Below are 16,416 nucleotides of genomic sequence, written 5' to 3' on the forward strand. Positions count from 1 at the left end.
ATCTGAATTTCCATAAAAATTTATAATTTCGGATCCACGCGAAATTTGCGCTGGAGCCTTGTCAGGGCGCGCGCGCGGGTCCATCGTTCGTCAAATGCGCGAGATCGTATTCGATACCGAAACGACGGGGTTTGACCCCAAGGGTGGCCATCGGCTGGTCGAGATCGGCTGCATCGAGATGGTCAACCGTGTGGCCACCGGCGCGGTGTTCCATGCCTATTTCACCCCCGAACGCGACATGCCGGCCGAAGCCGAGGCGGTGCACGGCCTGTCCGCCGCGTTTTTGGCGGACAAACCCAAATTTGCCGAACGTGCCGAAGATCTGCTGGCCTTTCTGGGCGATGCGCCGCTCGTTGCGCACAATGCCGCGTTCGACTTCGGCTTTCTCAATGCCGAATTGACGGCCATCGGCCTTGGTATCGTTTCGCTCGACCGGATGATCGACACGATCGCGATCGCCCGGCGCAAGCATCCGGGCGCCAAGCTCAGTCTCGATGCGTTGTGTTCGCGCTATGGCATCGACCGCAGCCACCGGACCAAACACGGAGCCTTGCTCGACGCCGAGCTTCTGGCGCAACTTTATGTCGAATTGATGGGCGGCAGGCAGATCGGCCTTGAGCTGGCTGCTGACGCGTCATCATCCGGAAACGGCCCGTCGGGGGATCTGTCGGACAGACCGATAGAGACTTCGACCGCCCGCCCCTTCCGGTCGCCCCGGCCTCATCGCCCGAGCGACGCGGAACTGGCCCGCCATCATGAATTCATGGCGGGTTTCGGAGATCCCCTGTGGACTCGCGCGTGATCTGCGCGGGCCCTGCCGGGGCACTCTCCCCTCAAGAGGAGAAGTACGATGGATATTCGCGTTTCGGGACATCAGGTCGATACCGGCGTCGCTTTCGAGTCGCGCGCCCAACAACGGCTGGCCACGATCGTCGACAAATATTTTTCGCGCGCGCTCTCCTCGCAGATCACCTTGGGCAAGGCCCCGCATGGCGGGTTTCGTTGCGACATCGTGACTCATGTGGACAAGGGACTGATTCTCAAAGGCAGTTCCATCGCGCAGGATGCCCATCAGGCGCTTGATCAGTCGGTCGAAAAGATCGACCGCCAGCTCAGTCGATACAAACGGCGGATCAAGGATCGCCACGAAAACACGGTCCATGCGCGCCGCCTCGACGATGCCAATTTTCTCGGCTTTGCCCCGGCGATCGAAGATGTCGCCTACACCGTCTTTGCCGAGCCAGGCATCGATGAGGAGCCCGATGATGCGCCGCTGGTGATCGCCGAAACCCGCGTCGACGTGCCGACCGCGACGGTGTCGGACGCGGTGATGATGCTCGACTTGCGCAATACCAATGCGCTGTTGTTCACCAATGCGGGAACCGGGGTTCACAACATGGTCTATCGCCGCGGTGACGGTTCGATCGGCTGGGTCGAACCGAGGAAATAGGCCAAAGAAACATTGACCGGGCCCACCTGTCTCGTTGTGGCGCAGGTGGGCCCGCTTTCATTCGGAATTCCTCCGATTCCAGAGGACGCGACGAAGCGCTGGCCATACCCGCCGACTACGCCATTCGCCGCTTGCGCCTTGCCCAAATGAGGAGCATGGCGCGGCGAAGATGATGGTGCCTGTGCGGGGGCCAATGGTATTGCCCAATGGTATTGCTTTGCCGATGAGCGCGCTTTTTTCAATTGATCAACAGGCAGTTCGGATAATCCGCGCGGATTCAAAGGCGCAGATTCTGTCCACGCTCTCGGCTTGTTTTGCCGACGTCTATGGGCTTGATCCGGCGCATGTTCTTGAACGTATCCTCGAACGCGAAGCGCTGGGCAGCACCGGATTCGGGCGTGGTGTCGCGATACCGCATGCGCGGATCGCCGGGCTGACGCGGCCGGTCGCGGTGTTCTTGCGATTGGAAAAGCCGGTCGAATTCGATGCCGCCGACGGCATGCCGGTCGATTGCGTGTTTGGCCTGCTTTCGCCCGATCAGGCAGGTGCGGTTCATCTCCAGGCGCTGGCGGCGATTTCACGCCTGATGCGCGATGACCGCATGCATGGACGGCTGACGACGGCACCCGATGTCGATTCGCTCTATGCCCTGCTGGTCAATGTGATCGATCGCGATGCGGCCTGACCGCTTGTCCAATTTCCGGGTCTGATCAAACGATGGAAACGCCCCGTCTGCCGGCCTCGCTCGAAGTCTCGGGGCTTGTGCGCAGCACCGGCGCGGCAGGCGGCTTTGCCATGGTCCTGCACAAGGGAGAGCCCGACGCGGGAACGATCCTGGTCGTTGGCGTCGATCGTGACGGGCTTGGCACACTCTATGAACGCCTGCCCGATCCGACCGGCCCGCGGCGGTGGGTCGCAGTTCGTCAGCAGCAAGCCGACTCGCGCGCCGCATTCGATGACTATCTCGATCGCCGCGCGCAGCAAGACCCGGACGTGTGGATCATCGAACTGACTGTCGCGGATGTTGAACGGTCCATCCTGAACCCTGGCTGACTGGGCCGCGCATGGGTTGACTTGTCGGGGTTCGGCCATAAAGGCCACTCTTCCGCTTTTGCGCAGGCGGCGATGATCGGCAAAAAGGCCGATCGCGCAGGCACGCAGACGGGGGGCAGACGGCTTGGCCCTCGGCTCGGATCGACCACTGACGGCGTTTTTTGCCGCCGGGTTTGATCCGCGACCGATCCTTGCTCCGATGTCCACCGCCCAGTTTGGATAAAGAGTGAGTTATCAGTTTCGTTTGGCCAGTGCCTTTGGCATTGCCCTGACCCTGACTTTCGCGGTGCTCGGCACGACCGGTGCAAAGGCCCGCCCTCAGGATCCGCAAATGCGGGTGATCGATGCACAAGATGCATCGCCGGTCATTTCTGACAGCAAAAGCGTCGCAATGCCTGCCGACATCACGGCACAGCCTTTGCACGACGCCGCCATTGATCCGGCAACGGCCTCGGAAGACGACATTGCCATGTCGCCCGCAGCCTCGCTTGCCGAACTGGTCGATGCCACCCCTATTCCCGCCAGCCTGTCGCACGACATCGAATGCATGGCCGGCGCAGTCTATTTCGAAGCCAAGGGCGAAGGCCTGGCCGGCCAGCTGGCCGTCGGACGCGTGATCGTCGCGCGCACCGAATCGGGCCGCTTTCCCGCTTCCTACTGCGGCGTAGTGCTTCAGCACTCGCAGTTCTCGTTTGTGCACGGCGGCAATCTGCCGGCGATCGACCGGTCGAGCCGCACCTGGCAAAAAGCGGTGCGGATCGCGCTGATCGCGCATCGTGGCGCCTGGAAAAGCCCGGCCGAAGGCGCGCTGTTCTTCCATGCCAAGCGCGTCGGCCCGGTTGCGGGCAAGACCCGTGTCGCGCAGATCGACAATCACGTTTTCTATCGCTGAGGCGATCGTACGCCAATCATGGCAAAAGGCCGCCGCATCCCCCGGGGTGCGACGGCCTTTTGCTATGGACGGCGGCTATTGGCGAGGGCGGAGACGACAACGACACCAAGCGGGCCCGACAGATCGTGAATGGCCGCCTGGCCGACGGCGATGCCGTGGGCAGAGCTGTGGCCGGTCAATTCATAGCCGATCCATTCGCCTTGCGGCAGGCGATGGAGGTGGATCGTGAAATCGGTGTTGACGAAATCGATGCCGAATTCGCTGCTGTGCGAGAGCGGGCTGGCGAAATCGGCGGTGGTGACCAGCCTCAGGAACGGGCCGGGCGCATGGCCGGCAATGACCTCGATTCCCGATTTCAGCCAGGTCTGGCGTGCAGCAACCGGGGCAAGGCGCCCGAGCACCGGGGGATTGCCCTCGGCGGCGGCTGCGACGCGAGGCGTCGCGCGCGCAAACCGGTCATGTCCGGGTGGGATCGGGCGCATGTCCCAACGCCCGAAATGCGGCATCGGTTCCAGCGTATCGGGATGCGGCGCGGGCCAGGCGGGGCTTTGCCAGACGGGATTGGCAGGTTGGCGCCCGGCTTTGGCAATCTGGCACAGCGCCCGGGTCACGACACGGGTCTCGGCCACCAGTCGCGCCTCGACCAGTTGCAGCCGCCCGCTTTCGTGAAGCACTTCCGTCTCGACACGGAGCGGGGCATCGGGGGGCATGCGCAGCATGTCGATCGACAACCGTACCGGAATCCGGTCATCCGCCAGAAAATCCCGCTCGATGACATGGCCCAGCAGAGAGGCGGCGGCCGATCCGCTGAGCGTACCCTTTTGCCAATAGCCGCGTGCCGCGCTTGTCGGGATGAATCGATCGCCGTCGCTTGTGTAGAAATGCCCTGGCCGCGTTTCGATCATGCCTGCTCTCCCGAAATTTTTTCGGGGACTTAATTGCACGATTAAACCGATGGGAAAAGCCCGCGTCAACCGATCCCGGCGACCCCGGCCCGAACCGGCGCGCGGCATCCCCACAGCGCAAAAAACAGCACATAGAGCTCGCAAACCGCAGTCACCGCAAAGGCCCATTGAATCCCGAAATGGTCGGCGATCGAGCCCTGGATGAAGACGAGCGCCCCACCGGCGATCGCCATGATCAACAGACCCGATCCTTCCTCGGTCAAAGGCCCGAGATCGCGGATGGCGAGGCCGAAGATGGTGGGAAACATGATCGAATGAAACAGGCCGATCGCGATCAGCCCGGCCAGCGCGACATGGCCATGGCCAAATGTTGCCACCAGTGCGCAAACGAGAGCGGCGACGGCAAACAGCGCCAACACGTTTTCAGCGACGAAATGGCGCGTGATCCAGGCCCCGGCAAAGCGCCCGACCATCATCCCGCCCCACACGAACATCAGATAGAACGCCGCCTGTTCGTGTGTCACATTGGCGATGCCGGGCTGCGAGGCGAAATTGATGAACAAGTTGCCGACACCGATTTCGGCCAGGACATAGAGGAAAATCGCCCCGCATCCGGTCACCAGGCCGCGATGACGCCACAACGACAGGCCCTTGCGCGTTTGGGCATCGGCTCGCGCCGTTGCCGTGCCGAGCGCCGGGAGCGCCGCGCGTGCGATGATCAGTGTCAGGATCGCAAGCAGGACCGCGACGATCAGATAGGGCAGCTCGGTCGCGCGGGCATCGGCCATGCGCTGCGCATAGCTCAGCGCGGTGCCTTCGGCCGAAGTGCCGCCGGCGGTGCGTCCGAGGATCAGATACTGGCCAAACACGATCGCCAGCACATCGCCGGTGGTGTTGAAGGCCTGCGCGAGATTGAGCCGCGATTCGGCGGTTTGCGGCGGGCCGATCACCGCAACATAAGGATTGGCCGCGACCTGCAGCAGCGCAATGCCGCATGACACCGTAAACAGCGCAGCCAGCGTCACGGCATAGGAGGGCAGGCTCGCCGCCAGCACCATGCCCAGCGAGCCGAGCGTCATCACGCCCAACGCGGTGACCACTGCGCGCTGATAGCCGATCCGCGCGATCAGCCGCGCCGCCGGCAGCGAAGCGACGAGGTAGCCGATGAACCAGGTGCTCTCGATCGCGGTCGTTTCGGTATAGCTCAGCGCGAACACGCTGCGCAGATGGGGCAGCAGCGTGTCGTTGATGACCGTGATGAAGCCCCACATGAAGAACAGGCTCGACAGCAGCGCCATCGTGCGCACCGGCGTGGACACCGGAGACCCAGTTGAACCCGCTTCTGCCGCCGCCATCATGCTCTCCCACTCCCCGCTTGTGTCTTGGGTAGGATCGCTTGCGGCGGCGGTCAACGTATCGTGCCAGTGGTGGGCATCGTGCCAGTGGTGGGCATCGTATCAGTGGCGGAAATGGCGCATCCCGGTAAAGACCATGGCCAGGCCCGCTTCGTCGGCGGCCTTGATCACGTCTTCGTCGCGGATCGATCCGCCCGGCTGAATGACGCACGTCGCGCCCGCTTGTGCTGCGGCGAGCAGACCGTCGGCAAAGGGGAAGAACGCGTCCGAGGCGACGGCGGAGCCGACTGTGCGCGGCTGATCCCAGCCATGGGTTTCGGCGGCCTCTTGTGCCTTGGCGGCGGCAATGCGCGACGAATCGCGGCGGTTCATCTGACCCGCGCCGATCCCGGCGGTCACGCCGTCGCGGGCGTAGACGATGGCATTCGACTTGACATGTTTGGCCACGGTCCAGGCAAACAGCGCATCGGCCAGTTCGCGCTGCGTCGGCGCGCGCTTGGTCACGACTTTGAGATCGGCGGGGTCGACATGCCCATTGTCGCGATCCTGCACCAGCAGACCGCCGGCAATCGGCACGGTGATCTGCCCGGCGCGCGCCGCTTGCGGCAGGCCCGGCACGATCAGCAGGCGCAAGGCCTTCTTGCGGGCGAACACTTCGCGCGCGGCCTCGTCCGCGCCGGGCGCAACGACGACTTCGGTGAAAATCGCGCCGATCGCTTCGGCCGTCGGGCCGTCGAGCGGAACATTGGTCGCAACGATGCCGCCAAAGGCCGAAACGGAATCGCAGGCAAGCGCGGCCTGCCAGGCTTCGAGCAAAGTCGGCGCCGTCGCCACACCGCAGGGATTGGCATGCTTGACGATCACCACGGTCGGCGCGGCATCGGCAAATTCGGCAATCAGCTCGAGCGCGGCATTGGCATCGTTGTAATTGTTGTAGGACAGTTCCTTGCCCTGGATCTGCTCGGCCTGGGGCAGCCCGATGACGTCCGTCGTGCGCGGGACATAGAGCGCGGCGGCCTGATGCGGATTTTCGCCATAGCGCAGCGTGGTCACGAGGCGGTGCGATCCGGTCAGCGTTTCGGGGAAATGCTGACCCTGATCGACGCGCGCAAACCAGGCGGCGATCGCCGAGTCATAGGCCGCCGTGGCGGCATAGGCCTTGGCGGCAAGGCGCCGACGAAAGGGCAGGGTGGTCGCGCCATCGGTCGCTTCGAGCTCGGCAATCAGCCCGGCATAGTCGGCGGGATCGGTGACAATCGCCACGAATTCGTGATTTTTTGCCGCCGAACGAACCATCGAGGGGCCGCCGATGTCGATATTTTCGATCACGTCGTCGCGCGGCGCACCGCGTGCCACGGTCGCTTCGAACGGATAGAGATTGACGACGACGAGGTCGATCGCGCCGATCGCGTGCTCGGCCATGGCGGCGGCATGTTCGGCATTGTCACGCACCGCCAAAAGGCCGCCGTGCACTTTGGGGTGTAGCGTCTTGACCCGTCCGTCCATCATCTCGGGAAACCCGGTCAGTTCGGAAATGTCGCGCACGGCAAGGCCTGCTTCGCGCAGTGTCTTGGCCGTGCCCCCGGTCGAAACGAGTTCGACCCCGCGTGCTGCCAGTGCCTGGCCCAGTTCGACCAAACCGCTCTTGTCGGACACCGAAAGCAGTGCCCGCCCGATCGTTACATCGCTCAAGTTCAATTCCCGTTTAGCGCATCTTCTTCAGCAGCCAGGAGAACGTCTCCCCACTGCGCGAAACTTTGGCGGTGATCACCAGCTGGCGCGTCCCGATCGGGCGGCCCTGGCCATCGGCCCACAGACTTTCCTCGACCGTGACCAGGTCGCGGCCCGACCGGAATTGCCAAAGGCTGCCATCGGGCAGCGCCAGCGTGACACCCATGCCGTCGCGGCCCTTCGCCAGCTCGATATGCGGGCCGAGATGGAATCGCAAGATCACTGCGATCGTGCCGCGCTTGCCTTTGCGCCCGGTCGGCACGAGGCTGTCTTCGCCGCGCAGTTCGGTCCCGTCATCGCGCAGGATCAGGATGCGGCGATGAGTCAGGCCATAGCGCGAGACATAGCCGTTATGGCTGGCTTCCAGCCGGGTGGCGCCGGTTCCGGGGGCATCGCCGCTCAAGGTGCGGCGGTCGATGTCGACTTCGGACACGCCCGTGCCAAGCTTGCCGTTGATCAGCACGGCGGTCGAATTGAGATCGTCGATGGTCAGCGTCGAATGCGCCGCCGTCGCCCGCAGACCTTGCGCCAGGCGCAGCGGGATCAGGCCTCCGGCGCAGGCGCCGCCGCCGCAATTGACGATGATCCGTTCGGGACCATGGCTGAATTCGAACGCCAGCGTCGAAGCGCAGCCGTCGCGGGCATGGCGCGCGACCGGCGGCGGGGCCGAATCGAACAGAAGGATGGACCGCTGCGCCGCGACTCGCTGGTATCCCCACTGTCGCGCATCGCGAAGCGGCCGGGTGCGCACACCGCTGGCCTTGATCAGGCTCTGAATCCGCGAGGCGGGCAGGGCAGGCGCGCCCTGCCAGGCCGACAGCGCGCCGTCGCCATGCAGCACCGCCAGCAGCGGCGGCACGAGAACGCCCAGAATCGTGTCGATCTGCGACGGCGGCTCGGTGCGTACCGCGCTGTAGCAGGCCTTGAGCCGGACCAGCAGTTCGATGGCCTCGATCTGGCAAAGCGGGCTGCGCGAGAGCACGCCACCGTCATCGCCGACCAGATCGCCCAGTGCATGGACCAGTCCCGCCTCGCCATAGAGCCGGCGCGCACGACCATCGGCGAGCAGCAGCCCGGCGGCGGTGATCGCGGTCCAGCCGGCGACTTCGGACAATTTGTCCTCGGCGCGGCCGACATTGCGGTCGAGCCAGGAGGCGGTGGTGTCAAAGGCGTGCAGCGCGCGGCTGCGAAACTTGCGGTCTTGCCCCGACAGGATCAGCGGCGCGTGGATCAGCCAGCCGAGCAGGCGATGCGCGACATTGCCGACATCCCATGCGGGCGTTGCATCGGGGCGTGGATTGGCTGTCAGCCAGCGACCGAGAATGCGTTCGGCCACCCCGGTGCATTGTACGCGCGCGGCGCAAGCCTCAAGATCGGGCAGCCAGCTGAACCCGTGCACCAGCCGTTCCAGCGGAGGGGCAAGGCGCGGACCGGTAAATTCGATGTCGGCGATCGGCGCCTTGAGCCCGTGGAGCAGAAAATGCCCGGCGCGGACCGCCGTCCCCTTCGCTGCATCGCCGGGCAGCGGATTGGCGACCGTCGCGGTCAGGCGCGGCGCAGCGCGCTTGCCAAACGGATTGAGCGCGCGCGGCCCCAGCCCAAAGCGATAGGCAAGACGGACGAGGCGTTCGCCGGTGCTGACTTGCGGCGGCGAAAAATCGGCCAGTGCGAGCGCCCGCCCCGGCTCGATCACGCCCGGTTCGTTCAACTGGCCCGGCTCGCTCATGCGGGCCTCGATCGCGGCGAACGTCAATTCGGACTGTTGCGCCTGATATTCGGCATCGGGGCCCAAAGGGATTGCCATACGTGTCCCTGCATCGTCGCCAGCCACATCGCCGTGAGCCGCATCGAAACCGGCGGCAGCGCGGTGGGCGATGGTATGGCCGGGACGATGCATGAGGGTCAACCGGTTCCCTTCAGGGCGGCAATGTTCGCCGCGTAATGCGCCGGACCACCGCGGAATGTGGCCGTTCCCGCAACCAGCACGTCGGCGCCTGCGGAAACGCACGAGGCGGCGGTGGACAAGTCGACCCCGCCGTCGACTTCGAGATGGATTTGCCGACCGGACTTGTCGATCATCCGGCGGATCGCCTCGATCTTGCGCAGTTGGCTGGAAATGAAGCTCTGGCCGCCGAAGCCTGGGTTTACGCTCATCACCAGAACGAGATCGACGTCATCGATCAGGTAATCGAGCATTTTGGCGGGCGTCGCCGGGTTGAGCGAAACACCGGCTTTCTTGCCCAGCGCCTTGATCGCCTGCACCGTGCGGTGAACGTGCGGGCCGGCCTCGGGATGGACGGTAATGATGTCGGCGCCGGCCTGGGCAAAAGCCTCAAGAAACGAATCCACCGGCGAAATCATCAGATGCACATCGAACGGCTTGGTCGTGTGCGGGCGCAGCGCCTTGACCACGCCGGGCCCGATCGTGATGTTCGGCACGAAATGGCCATCCATCACATCGACATGGATCCAGTCGGCACCGGCTGCGTCGATCGCTCGCACTTCTTCGCCCAATCGCGCAAAGTCAGCCGACAGGATCGATGGCGAAATCAACGGAACAGTCATTGCGGCAACCCGGTCCATGCATAGCGCCAGATCGGCAGTGCCGGCGCGGTCTTGTCATCCCGGCCCTTGCGCGATAAAGCGCCGCGCCGGTCTGCCCCTTATGCCGATACCCACGGGGTCTTGCCGCTACAAGCGGCTTTGTGCGCGTTTTCCACACGCTCTGTCGCGAATTGCGCCATTTCCGATGGTTTGACGGGAATCGATTCGGTCGTTTTCATCGTCGGCGCATGCCGATGGCGGTGCATTTGTCCCGGTCGTGCGACAATTTGACGCCGTGACGGCATCTTGCACACGGCGTCCGATTGTCGCATGTCGGCGCCATCTTCCTCCTTGGGTCAGGGATTGTCATGCGCTCCACTGTCCGGTTTATCCGCCGCGCCCTGCCGAAAATGTCCTGTGTGGCAGTCCTTGCCGGATGTCTGGCGGCAACGCCGGCGCTTGCCGCACCGCCTTGCCTGGGGCCGCCGAGCAATACCTGGATTCATGTCACCGTCGATGGTGTGCGAAACGCCCAGGGACAGATCGCAACGACGGTCTACGCCGACATTCCCGAACGCTTTCTGGTGAAAAACGGATCGCTCTATGTCGTGCGTACACCGGCCGTCGCCGGGGCGACCAAGTTCTGCGTGTTTGTGCCCACAACCGGCGTCTATGCCATCGCGATCTATCACGACGAGGACAATTCCGGGACGATCAATCGCGCCGGGGTCTTGGGGATTCCGACCGAAGGGTTTGGTTTTTCGAACAACCCGCCGACTTTGGCCAGCCTGCCGGTATTCCGGTCGGTGCGGCTTGCGATCCCGCGCGCCAATCTGGCCACGACGATCCACCTGAAATATCCGTCCTGACCGCGCGATGACCCGGCCCGACGTCTTGGTTGCGGCCCCGTTGCCGCCGGTGACGATGGCCGCGCTGGATGATGCTTTTGTCGTTCACCGCTTGTGGGAGGGTGTCGCGGACGATGTCCTGTCGCGGGTCCGCGGCATGGCTGCCAGCACATTGGCAGGGCCGGTCCGCGATGACCTGTTTGCGCGGTTGCCCGCGCTGGAAGTGATCGCCAATTTCGGTGTCGGCTACGACAATATCGACATGGTCGCCGCCGTGGCGCGCGGTCTTGTCGTTACCAACACCGCCGGCGTGCTTGACGAAGAGGTTGCCGACCTCACCATCGGTCTGCTCCTGGCGACGCTGCGGCGGATACCGGCGGCAGAACGCTTTTTGCGCGATGGGCTTTGGCGGGACGGCAACTTTCCCCTGTCGCCGTCGCTGCGCGGTCGGCGCGTCGGGATCATCGGGCTGGGCGGGATCGGCAAGGCGATTGCCCGGCGGCTCGACGGTTTTGCGGTCGACATCGCCTATCACGGGCGCACCCGGCAGGGCGATGTCGGCTATCCTTGGTATCCTTCGGTCGAGGCTTTGGCCGGGGCCTGCGATGTGTTGATCGCGATCGTGCCGGGCGGGGCCAGCACGCGCCATCTCGTCGATGCGCGCGTGCTTGCCGCGCTGGGGCCGCAAGGTGTGCTGATCAACGTTTCACGTGGAACCGTGGTTGATGAAGCCGCGCTGATCGCGGCGTTGCAAGCGGGCACGATCCTGGCTTCCGGGCTCGATGTCTTTGAGCGCGAACACGATGTGCCCGAAGCGCTGCTCGCCCTGGACAACGTGGTGCTCTTGCCGCACATCGGTTCGGCATCGGCCATCACGCGCCAGGCAATGGGGCGCCTGATGGTCGACAATCTGGTCGCATGGTTTGAAACCGGCAGGCCGCTGACCCCAGTGCCCGAAACGCGGATTATGCCTTCAAGCTGAATTTCAGGAAGCCACCGGTTCCCCGTCGACATCGGCGCCGATGTCGACCAACGCCTGAGCGAGGTGCCAGGGCGCGGTTTCCTCGGCCAGCGCGTGGTAATGGGGATCGTCGATGTCGATCCACCAGGCATCGTCGATGTCGAGCGTGGCGGCGCGGTTGTATTGCGCCAGAACCTGGACCCCTTCGGACAACGATCCGGCCTTGCCCGATGCAATCGCCGCGCGGATCGCCGGCGCCAGTTCGGGTGTGGCGAGGAACGCGCCGCAATCGCACGCGTCATACGTGGGTATCGTCTTGCCGATCGACTGGATCAGGCCGCGTTCGTCGACTTTGACCCAGGTGGCATCTTCGGGATCAATCAGCGGGCTGTCGATCCGCCGGTCGATGGCCAGCGTCAGCCCGCAATCGGCGGGCGATTCGGTGATCAGCCGCGCGAGGATGTCGGCGTCGAACAAATGGTCGGCCATCAGCAACAGGTAATTGCCCTCGCAGCGCGTCGCGCCCGCAATCACCGAATGGCCATTGGGCGTCGACCAGTCGGACAGCCGCACCGGAACGATCGCAATGCCAAGCCGCAGCGACAATTCGGCGAGAAAGGTTTCGACGCGATCAGCCTCGTGCCCGGTGACCACGACGACGCGCGTCACCCCGGCCAGCATGGCCTGGCGGATCGAAAGTTCGATGATCGGCACACCGCAGACGGGCGTCAGCGGCTTCGATGACGATAGCGCGCCGAGGCGGCTGCCATAGCCGGCGGCGATGATCAACGCATCCATGCGTTTCGTATTCCCCAAAAGCTTTGCGTGGATCACGCGCGACCGAAAAGGGCGGCGTCAGCTTGTGCCGACGCCGCCCCTGACGATCAGGTCAAATCCGCTTACTCGGCCGCGAGGGCCGGTTCGGTGATGTATTCTTCGACGAGATGCGCGGCGACATCGTCGTTGAACTGCTGCGGCGGGTGCTTGCAGAAATAGGCCGACGGACCGATCAGCGCGCCGCCTTCGCCGCGTTCCAGCGCGACTTTGCAGCAACGGATCGCGTCCATCACGCAAGCGGCCGAATTCGGGCTGTCTTCGACCGACAGACGCAATTCGAGATTCATCGGGACATTGCCCCACTGCGCCCCTTCGAGGCGCAGGAAGCACAGCTTGTTGTCCTTTTGCCAGGGCACATAGTCCGACGGGCCGACGTGGATGTTTTCATCCGCAAGGCGGTGCGCAAGCATGGCCTGCACCGCCTCGGTCTTCGATTCCTTCTTGCTGCCCAGCCGCTGGCGGTCGAGCATGTTCATGAAATCGGTGTTGCCGCCGGTGTTGAGCTGATAGGTCTTTTCGACCGTCACGCCGCGGGCGCCAAACAGGCTCGACAGCACGCGATGGACGATCGTCGCGCCGATCTGGGCCTTGATGTCGTCGCCGACGATGGGCAGGCGCTTGGCGCGGAACCGGGCTTCCCATTCGGGCGTGCTGGCGATGAACACCGGCATGCAGTTGACCACGGCAACACCCGCTTCGAGCGCTGCTTCCATATAGAATTCAGTCGCTTCCTGCGACCCGACGGGCAGGAAGTTGAGCAGGACTTCGGCGCCCGACGCCTTCAGCGCGGCGACGATGCTCTCGTGCGTTGCTTCGGCTGCATCGGAGACGATGAAGCCGCGATCGCCCATTCCGGTCATGTGTTCGGCAACACCGTCGAGGATGCGGCCCATGATCACTTTGGTGCCGGTCTGTGGCACATCGGCGTGGAACACGGCGGTGCAATTGGGACCGGCAAAGATGGCTTCGCCGATGTCTTTACCGACTTTGCGCGCGTCGACATCGACGCCGAGTACGAATTCCACATCACCAGCGCCGTAGCCGCCGATCCGGTCGTGGATCAGCCCTCCGGCCGAATTGTTCTGACGATAGAAATACACCCCTTGGACAAGCGAACTGGCGCAGTTTCCTACGCCGATCACCGCGACCTTGATTGGCTTCATGTAAGCACGTCCTCTTCGACAGGCACCGCTGCCGGATGGCTGTCATCAAAGTGCCTTAGTTTGCGAAATTATCCGGGAATGCAAGCGGAATCCCGAGATTGTCAAGCAAGCCCTGCAAAGGTGTGAGGTTTCAACCGCTGGTGGCGCGATGCGTCAAGGCAGCCTATGGGCTGGCGAATCGCGGCTGGAAGCCGATCGCAACACGCAAGAAGGAAAGCACCGCACGATGGCGACAGCATCCCGCGAACGTCCGCGCCGCCCGCGCGAACTGCAGGATTCGCTTAACCACTACCTCTATCACCCGCTTGCCTGGCGGCTGGCCCGGCTGTTGGCGCCGACGCCGGTCACGCCCAACATGGTCTCGGTGGTGGGCGGTCTGTTCGTCGTTGCGGCGGGAATCGTCTATTGGCGCGGGCCCGTCTGGGGGCTGGAATGGCCGTGGGCGCCGCTCATCGGCATGATGCTGCACATGACCTGGCATGTCGTCGACGGCGCCGATGGCGATCTCGCGCGGCTGACCGGGCGGTCGAGCCCGCTGGGCGAACTGATCGACGGCATTTGCGATTATGCCAGCCATGTCGTGCTCTATATCCTGCTGGTGATGATCCTCGCGCCGTCGCTCGGCTGGGGGTGGGCGTGGTTCTGGGCTCTGGTCGCCGGAGCCAGCCATATCGCGCAGGCCAATTTCGTCGAAGTGCAGCGCCGGTTCTACCAGTATTGGACCTATGGCGTGCCCTGGCTCAACAATGCGACTCAGGCCGACGCGGCGCTGTTCAAGGACAAGCGCGGGGTTTCGTGGATCCTGCGCGGCTTTGTGCGCGGCTATTTGCGGCTCGCTTCGGGGATGAGCCCCAATGCGTTGACGATCGATGCGGCGGTATCCGAAGCGATTGCGGCAGACCGCGCGGGCGACGGCACCGCGCTGGCGCGGATTCGCGCCGAAGTGCAGCGCGAACAGCGGCCGTTGCTGTTCATGCTCAAATTTCTCGGGCCCAATCCGCGCGCGATCGTGCTGGGCATCGCCATGCTGGTCGGCAGCCCGCTGTGGTATTTCGTCTATCAGTCGCTGGCTCTGAATGCCTTGCTCGCCATCGCGGTGCGGCGCGAAGACGCGGCGGCGCTGCGTGTCGTCAATCGGCTCGGGCTTGTGCGCTGACTTTCCGGTCGGACAGGATCAATCCAAGCACGGCCAGCACAAACGCCTCGACGACGGCCCAGACCATCCAGTGCGAATGGTTGTAGAGCCACACGCCGATTGCGGGCGAGACGATATAGGCCGATCCGTTGACCGCAGCGACGATGCCCGCCGCCTGCCCCTGTTCGCCAAGTGAGACCGCAAGGCTGGCGCCGGAGGTAAACCCCGGCCGAAACAATCCGAAACCCACCGAACAGACGGCAAAGCCGGTGGCGATGGTATGAAGGTCCGCCCCCAGCGCGACCGGCACGATTCCGACCGAAACCAGCGCCATGCCCAGAATGGTCGACATGCGCGGGCCCAGCCCCAGCATCGGGATCAGCCCCCATTGGGCCAGCAGCATGGCGATCGCGCCGGACATCAGCACGAGCCCGATCGGCCCTGCGGCGGCGTCGGGCTGATGCCGCAATCCCAGTCGGTCGAGCAGGAGAAAGCCGATCACGCCAAGCAGGATCGATTGCGCCTGTCCGCCCAGCGTGCCCGCGATCAGCCAGGGGCGCAGGCGCGGGTCGCCCCAGCGCAAGCGCCCGGTCGGGAATGCGGTTTCCTGCGGACCGTCCTCGCCGGGCCAGCCATCGGCATATTCGCCGAATTTTTGGGCCCGGGCCTGTGCGGCCTGCGCGGGCGAAAGGTGCGCCGGGCCGTGCTGCGCGTCGTCATCAGGCTGCGGCGTATCGTCGGGCAGCCGCATCCGCAGGATTGCCAGGACCGCCAAGGCCCCCAGCGTAAAGCCCGCGAACGGCCCGATCAGTCCCAGCCCCGGCACAGTGAGCCCCGGCACGATCAGCCATGGCGCCAGCGCCGGGCCCAGCGCGGTGCCCAGGCCAAAGCTCGATGCGACCAGCGACAAGGCCTTGGTGCGTTCGGCGCGACCGGTGCGCCCGGCGACATAGGCCTGAACCGCCGGCGGCGCGGCCGAACCGAATGTGCCGTAGATCGAACGCGCGAGCGCAAACAGCAAGATCGCGCTCATCCCGCCGACCAGACCGGTGAGCCCGGCCAGCAACGCCATGCCGCACAGCGCGAACGACAGCGCAAAGGCGCCCAGGCCCAGTGTCATCATCGCCTTGCGCCCAAGCCGGTCGGAACGGCGCGCCCAGAACGGCGCCAGCAGCATCCACAGCAGCGCCGACCACGAATAGGCCAGGCTGACCCAGACGTCGGCGATGCCAAGATGCGTGCCGATCGACGGCATGACCGATTGCATCGCGGTATTGCCTGCGGCCGTGATCAGCATGACCGCAAACAGCAGCGTCATGCGCCCCGGCGGCAGGACTTGCGCATCGTGTTCGGATTGCCCGTCGGCCGTGGTGTCAATCGCGCGCGTTTCGGTCATCGCCTTTTGTGGTTCCCCAATCCCAATGGACGCAGGGGGCTTCGTGCGGCGAGCGCGTGTCCCTGTCGTCGCTTAATCAGTTGCGCTTTGCAACCTGGCGTGATTGTCCCGGTAGGATGCTTGGACAAAGCTTGCAATGGGGCGCG

16 protein-coding genes are annotated in these 16,416 nt (G+C 64.4%); 8 read left to right on the top strand and 8 right to left on the bottom strand.

The window, feature by feature from the left end; all coding sequences use genetic code 11:
- Positions 1-94: 94 nt before the first annotated feature.
- From dnaQ to AQZ50_RS10880, 5 genes are all read left to right on the top strand, one after another.
- A complete protein-coding gene (gene dnaQ / locus AQZ50_RS10860) occupies positions 95-802 on the top strand; it encodes a DNA polymerase III subunit epsilon (protein WP_067746442.1) in 708 nt (235 codons plus the stop codon).
- A 48-nt stretch (positions 803-850) separates the two neighbouring features.
- Positions 851-1,450 carry a ribosome hibernation-promoting factor, HPF/YfiA family gene (gene hpf / locus AQZ50_RS10865; RefSeq protein ID WP_067746444.1) on the top strand — a complete coding sequence of 200 codons (600 nt, stop codon included), beginning with the start codon at positions 851-853 and terminating at the stop codon, positions 1,448-1,450.
- Positions 1,451-1,673: 223 nt separating this feature from the next.
- A complete protein-coding gene (locus AQZ50_RS10870) occupies positions 1,674-2,135 on the top strand; it encodes a PTS sugar transporter subunit IIA (RefSeq protein ID WP_067746445.1) in 462 nt (153 codons plus the stop codon).
- Positions 2,136-2,167: 32 nt separating this feature from the next.
- The gene (locus tag AQZ50_RS10875) at positions 2,168-2,503 is read left to right on the top strand and encodes a DUF1491 family protein (protein WP_067746446.1); all 336 of its coding nucleotides are present in this window, start codon (positions 2,168-2,170) and stop codon (positions 2,501-2,503) included.
- A gap of 226 nt (positions 2,504-2,729) precedes the next feature.
- Positions 2,730-3,395: a cell wall hydrolase gene (locus AQZ50_RS10880; RefSeq protein ID WP_067746447.1), complete on the top strand. Its 666-nt coding sequence runs from the start codon at positions 2,730-2,732 to the stop codon at positions 3,393-3,395.
- Positions 3,396-3,457: 62 nt separating this feature from the next.
- On the opposite strand, the gene AQZ50_RS10885 is transcribed toward AQZ50_RS10880, so the two are convergent.
- From AQZ50_RS10885 to rpe, 5 genes are all read right to left on the bottom strand, one after another.
- The gene (locus AQZ50_RS10885) at positions 3,458-4,300 is read right to left on the bottom strand and encodes a thioesterase family protein (protein WP_067746449.1); all 843 of its coding nucleotides are present in this window, start codon (positions 4,298-4,300) and stop codon (positions 3,458-3,460) included.
- Between the two features lie 65 nt (positions 4,301-4,365).
- On the bottom strand, positions 4,366-5,655 hold the full coding sequence (locus AQZ50_RS10890; RefSeq protein WP_067746575.1) for a sugar MFS transporter: 1,290 nt from the start codon (positions 5,653-5,655) through the stop codon (positions 4,366-4,368).
- Positions 5,656-5,757: 102 nt separating this feature from the next.
- On the bottom strand, positions 5,758-7,347 hold the full coding sequence (gene purH, locus AQZ50_RS10895; protein WP_067746451.1) for a bifunctional phosphoribosylaminoimidazolecarboxamide formyltransferase/IMP cyclohydrolase: 1,590 nt from the start codon (positions 7,345-7,347) through the stop codon (positions 5,758-5,760).
- Between the two features lie 13 nt (positions 7,348-7,360).
- Positions 7,361-9,283 carry a heparinase II/III family protein gene (locus AQZ50_RS10900; protein WP_231730237.1) on the bottom strand — a complete coding sequence of 641 codons (1,923 nt, stop codon included), beginning with the start codon at positions 9,281-9,283 and terminating at the stop codon, positions 7,361-7,363.
- A gap of 5 nt (positions 9,284-9,288) precedes the next feature.
- A complete protein-coding gene (rpe, locus tag AQZ50_RS10905; protein ID WP_067746453.1) occupies positions 9,289-9,951 on the bottom strand; it encodes a ribulose-phosphate 3-epimerase in 663 nt (220 codons plus the stop codon).
- A 347-nt stretch (positions 9,952-10,298) separates the two neighbouring features.
- Here rpe and AQZ50_RS10910 point away from each other — a divergent pair, with 347 nt between their 5' ends.
- A complete protein-coding gene (locus tag AQZ50_RS10910) occupies positions 10,299-10,799 on the top strand; it encodes a DUF2141 domain-containing protein (protein ID WP_067746454.1) in 501 nt (166 codons plus the stop codon).
- Between the two features lie 7 nt (positions 10,800-10,806).
- Positions 10,807-11,760, top strand: a complete 954-nt coding sequence (locus AQZ50_RS10915) for a 2-hydroxyacid dehydrogenase (protein WP_067746455.1) — start codon at positions 10,807-10,809, stop codon at positions 11,758-11,760.
- 3 nt (positions 11,761-11,763) lie between these two features.
- Here the strand turns inward: AQZ50_RS10915 and AQZ50_RS10920 are convergent, their stop codons facing one another.
- Entirely contained in the window at positions 11,764-12,537 is a 774-nt protein-coding gene (locus AQZ50_RS10920; RefSeq protein WP_067746456.1) for an NTP transferase domain-containing protein, read from the bottom strand.
- Between the two features lie 101 nt (positions 12,538-12,638).
- Entirely contained in the window at positions 12,639-13,739 is a 1,101-nt protein-coding gene (locus tag AQZ50_RS10925) for an inositol-3-phosphate synthase (RefSeq protein WP_067746458.1), read from the bottom strand.
- 226 nt (positions 13,740-13,965) lie between these two features.
- On the opposite strand from AQZ50_RS10925, the gene AQZ50_RS10930 reads away from it, so the two are divergent.
- Positions 13,966-14,895, top strand: coding sequence for a CDP-alcohol phosphatidyltransferase family protein (locus AQZ50_RS10930; RefSeq protein ID WP_067746578.1), 930 nt, complete (start codon positions 13,966-13,968; stop codon positions 14,893-14,895).
- Here the strand turns inward: AQZ50_RS10930 and AQZ50_RS10935 are convergent.
- Positions 14,870-16,270 carry an MFS transporter gene (locus AQZ50_RS10935; protein ID WP_231730228.1) on the bottom strand — a complete coding sequence of 467 codons (1,401 nt, stop codon included), beginning with the start codon at positions 16,268-16,270 and terminating at the stop codon, positions 14,870-14,872. The two genes, AQZ50_RS10930 and AQZ50_RS10935, sit on opposite strands and share 26 nt — an antisense overlap.
- Positions 16,271-16,416: the final 146 nt, after the last annotated feature.

Origin of the sequence: Novosphingobium sp. Fuku2-ISO-50 (assembly GCF_001519055.1) — a bacterium.
Lineage (GTDB): Bacteria > Pseudomonadota > Alphaproteobacteria > Sphingomonadales > Sphingomonadaceae > Novosphingobium.

What these genes read in the sequence shown, in the direction of transcription:
- dnaQ (WP_067746442.1), top strand. Translation starts at nt 95, where the DNA reads ATGCGCGAGATCGTATTCGATACCGAAACGACGGGGTTTGACCCCAAG.
- AQZ50_RS10900 (WP_231730237.1), bottom strand. Translation starts at nt 9,283, where the DNA reads ATGCATCGTCCCGGCCATACCATCGCCCACCGCGCTGCCGCCGGTTTC.
- AQZ50_RS10920 (WP_067746456.1), bottom strand. Translation starts at nt 12,537, where the DNA reads ATGGATGCGTTGATCATCGCCGCCGGCTATGGCAGCCGCCTCGGCGCG.
- AQZ50_RS10875 (WP_067746446.1), top strand. Translation starts at nt 2,168, where the DNA reads ATGGAAACGCCCCGTCTGCCGGCCTCGCTCGAAGTCTCGGGGCTTGTG.
- AQZ50_RS10935 (WP_231730228.1), bottom strand. Translation starts at nt 16,270, where the DNA reads ATGACCGAAACGCGCGCGATTGACACCACGGCCGACGGGCAATCCGAA.
- AQZ50_RS10890 (WP_067746575.1), bottom strand. Translation starts at nt 5,655, where the DNA reads ATGGCGGCGGCAGAAGCGGGTTCAACTGGGTCTCCGGTGTCCACGCCG.
- AQZ50_RS10870 (WP_067746445.1), top strand. Translation starts at nt 1,674, where the DNA reads ATGAGCGCGCTTTTTTCAATTGATCAACAGGCAGTTCGGATAATCCGC.
- hpf (WP_067746444.1), top strand. Translation starts at nt 851, where the DNA reads ATGGATATTCGCGTTTCGGGACATCAGGTCGATACCGGCGTCGCTTTC.
- AQZ50_RS10910 (WP_067746454.1), top strand. Translation starts at nt 10,299, where the DNA reads ATGCGCTCCACTGTCCGGTTTATCCGCCGCGCCCTGCCGAAAATGTCC.
- AQZ50_RS10930 (WP_067746578.1), top strand. Translation starts at nt 13,966, where the DNA reads ATGGCGACAGCATCCCGCGAACGTCCGCGCCGCCCGCGCGAACTGCAG.
- rpe (WP_067746453.1), bottom strand. Translation starts at nt 9,951, where the DNA reads ATGACTGTTCCGTTGATTTCGCCATCGATCCTGTCGGCTGACTTTGCG.
- AQZ50_RS10915 (WP_067746455.1), top strand. Translation starts at nt 10,807, where the DNA reads ATGACCCGGCCCGACGTCTTGGTTGCGGCCCCGTTGCCGCCGGTGACG.
- AQZ50_RS10885 (WP_067746449.1), bottom strand. Translation starts at nt 4,300, where the DNA reads ATGATCGAAACGCGGCCAGGGCATTTCTACACAAGCGACGGCGATCGA.
- AQZ50_RS10925 (WP_067746458.1), bottom strand. Translation starts at nt 13,739, where the DNA reads ATGAAGCCAATCAAGGTCGCGGTGATCGGCGTAGGAAACTGCGCCAGT.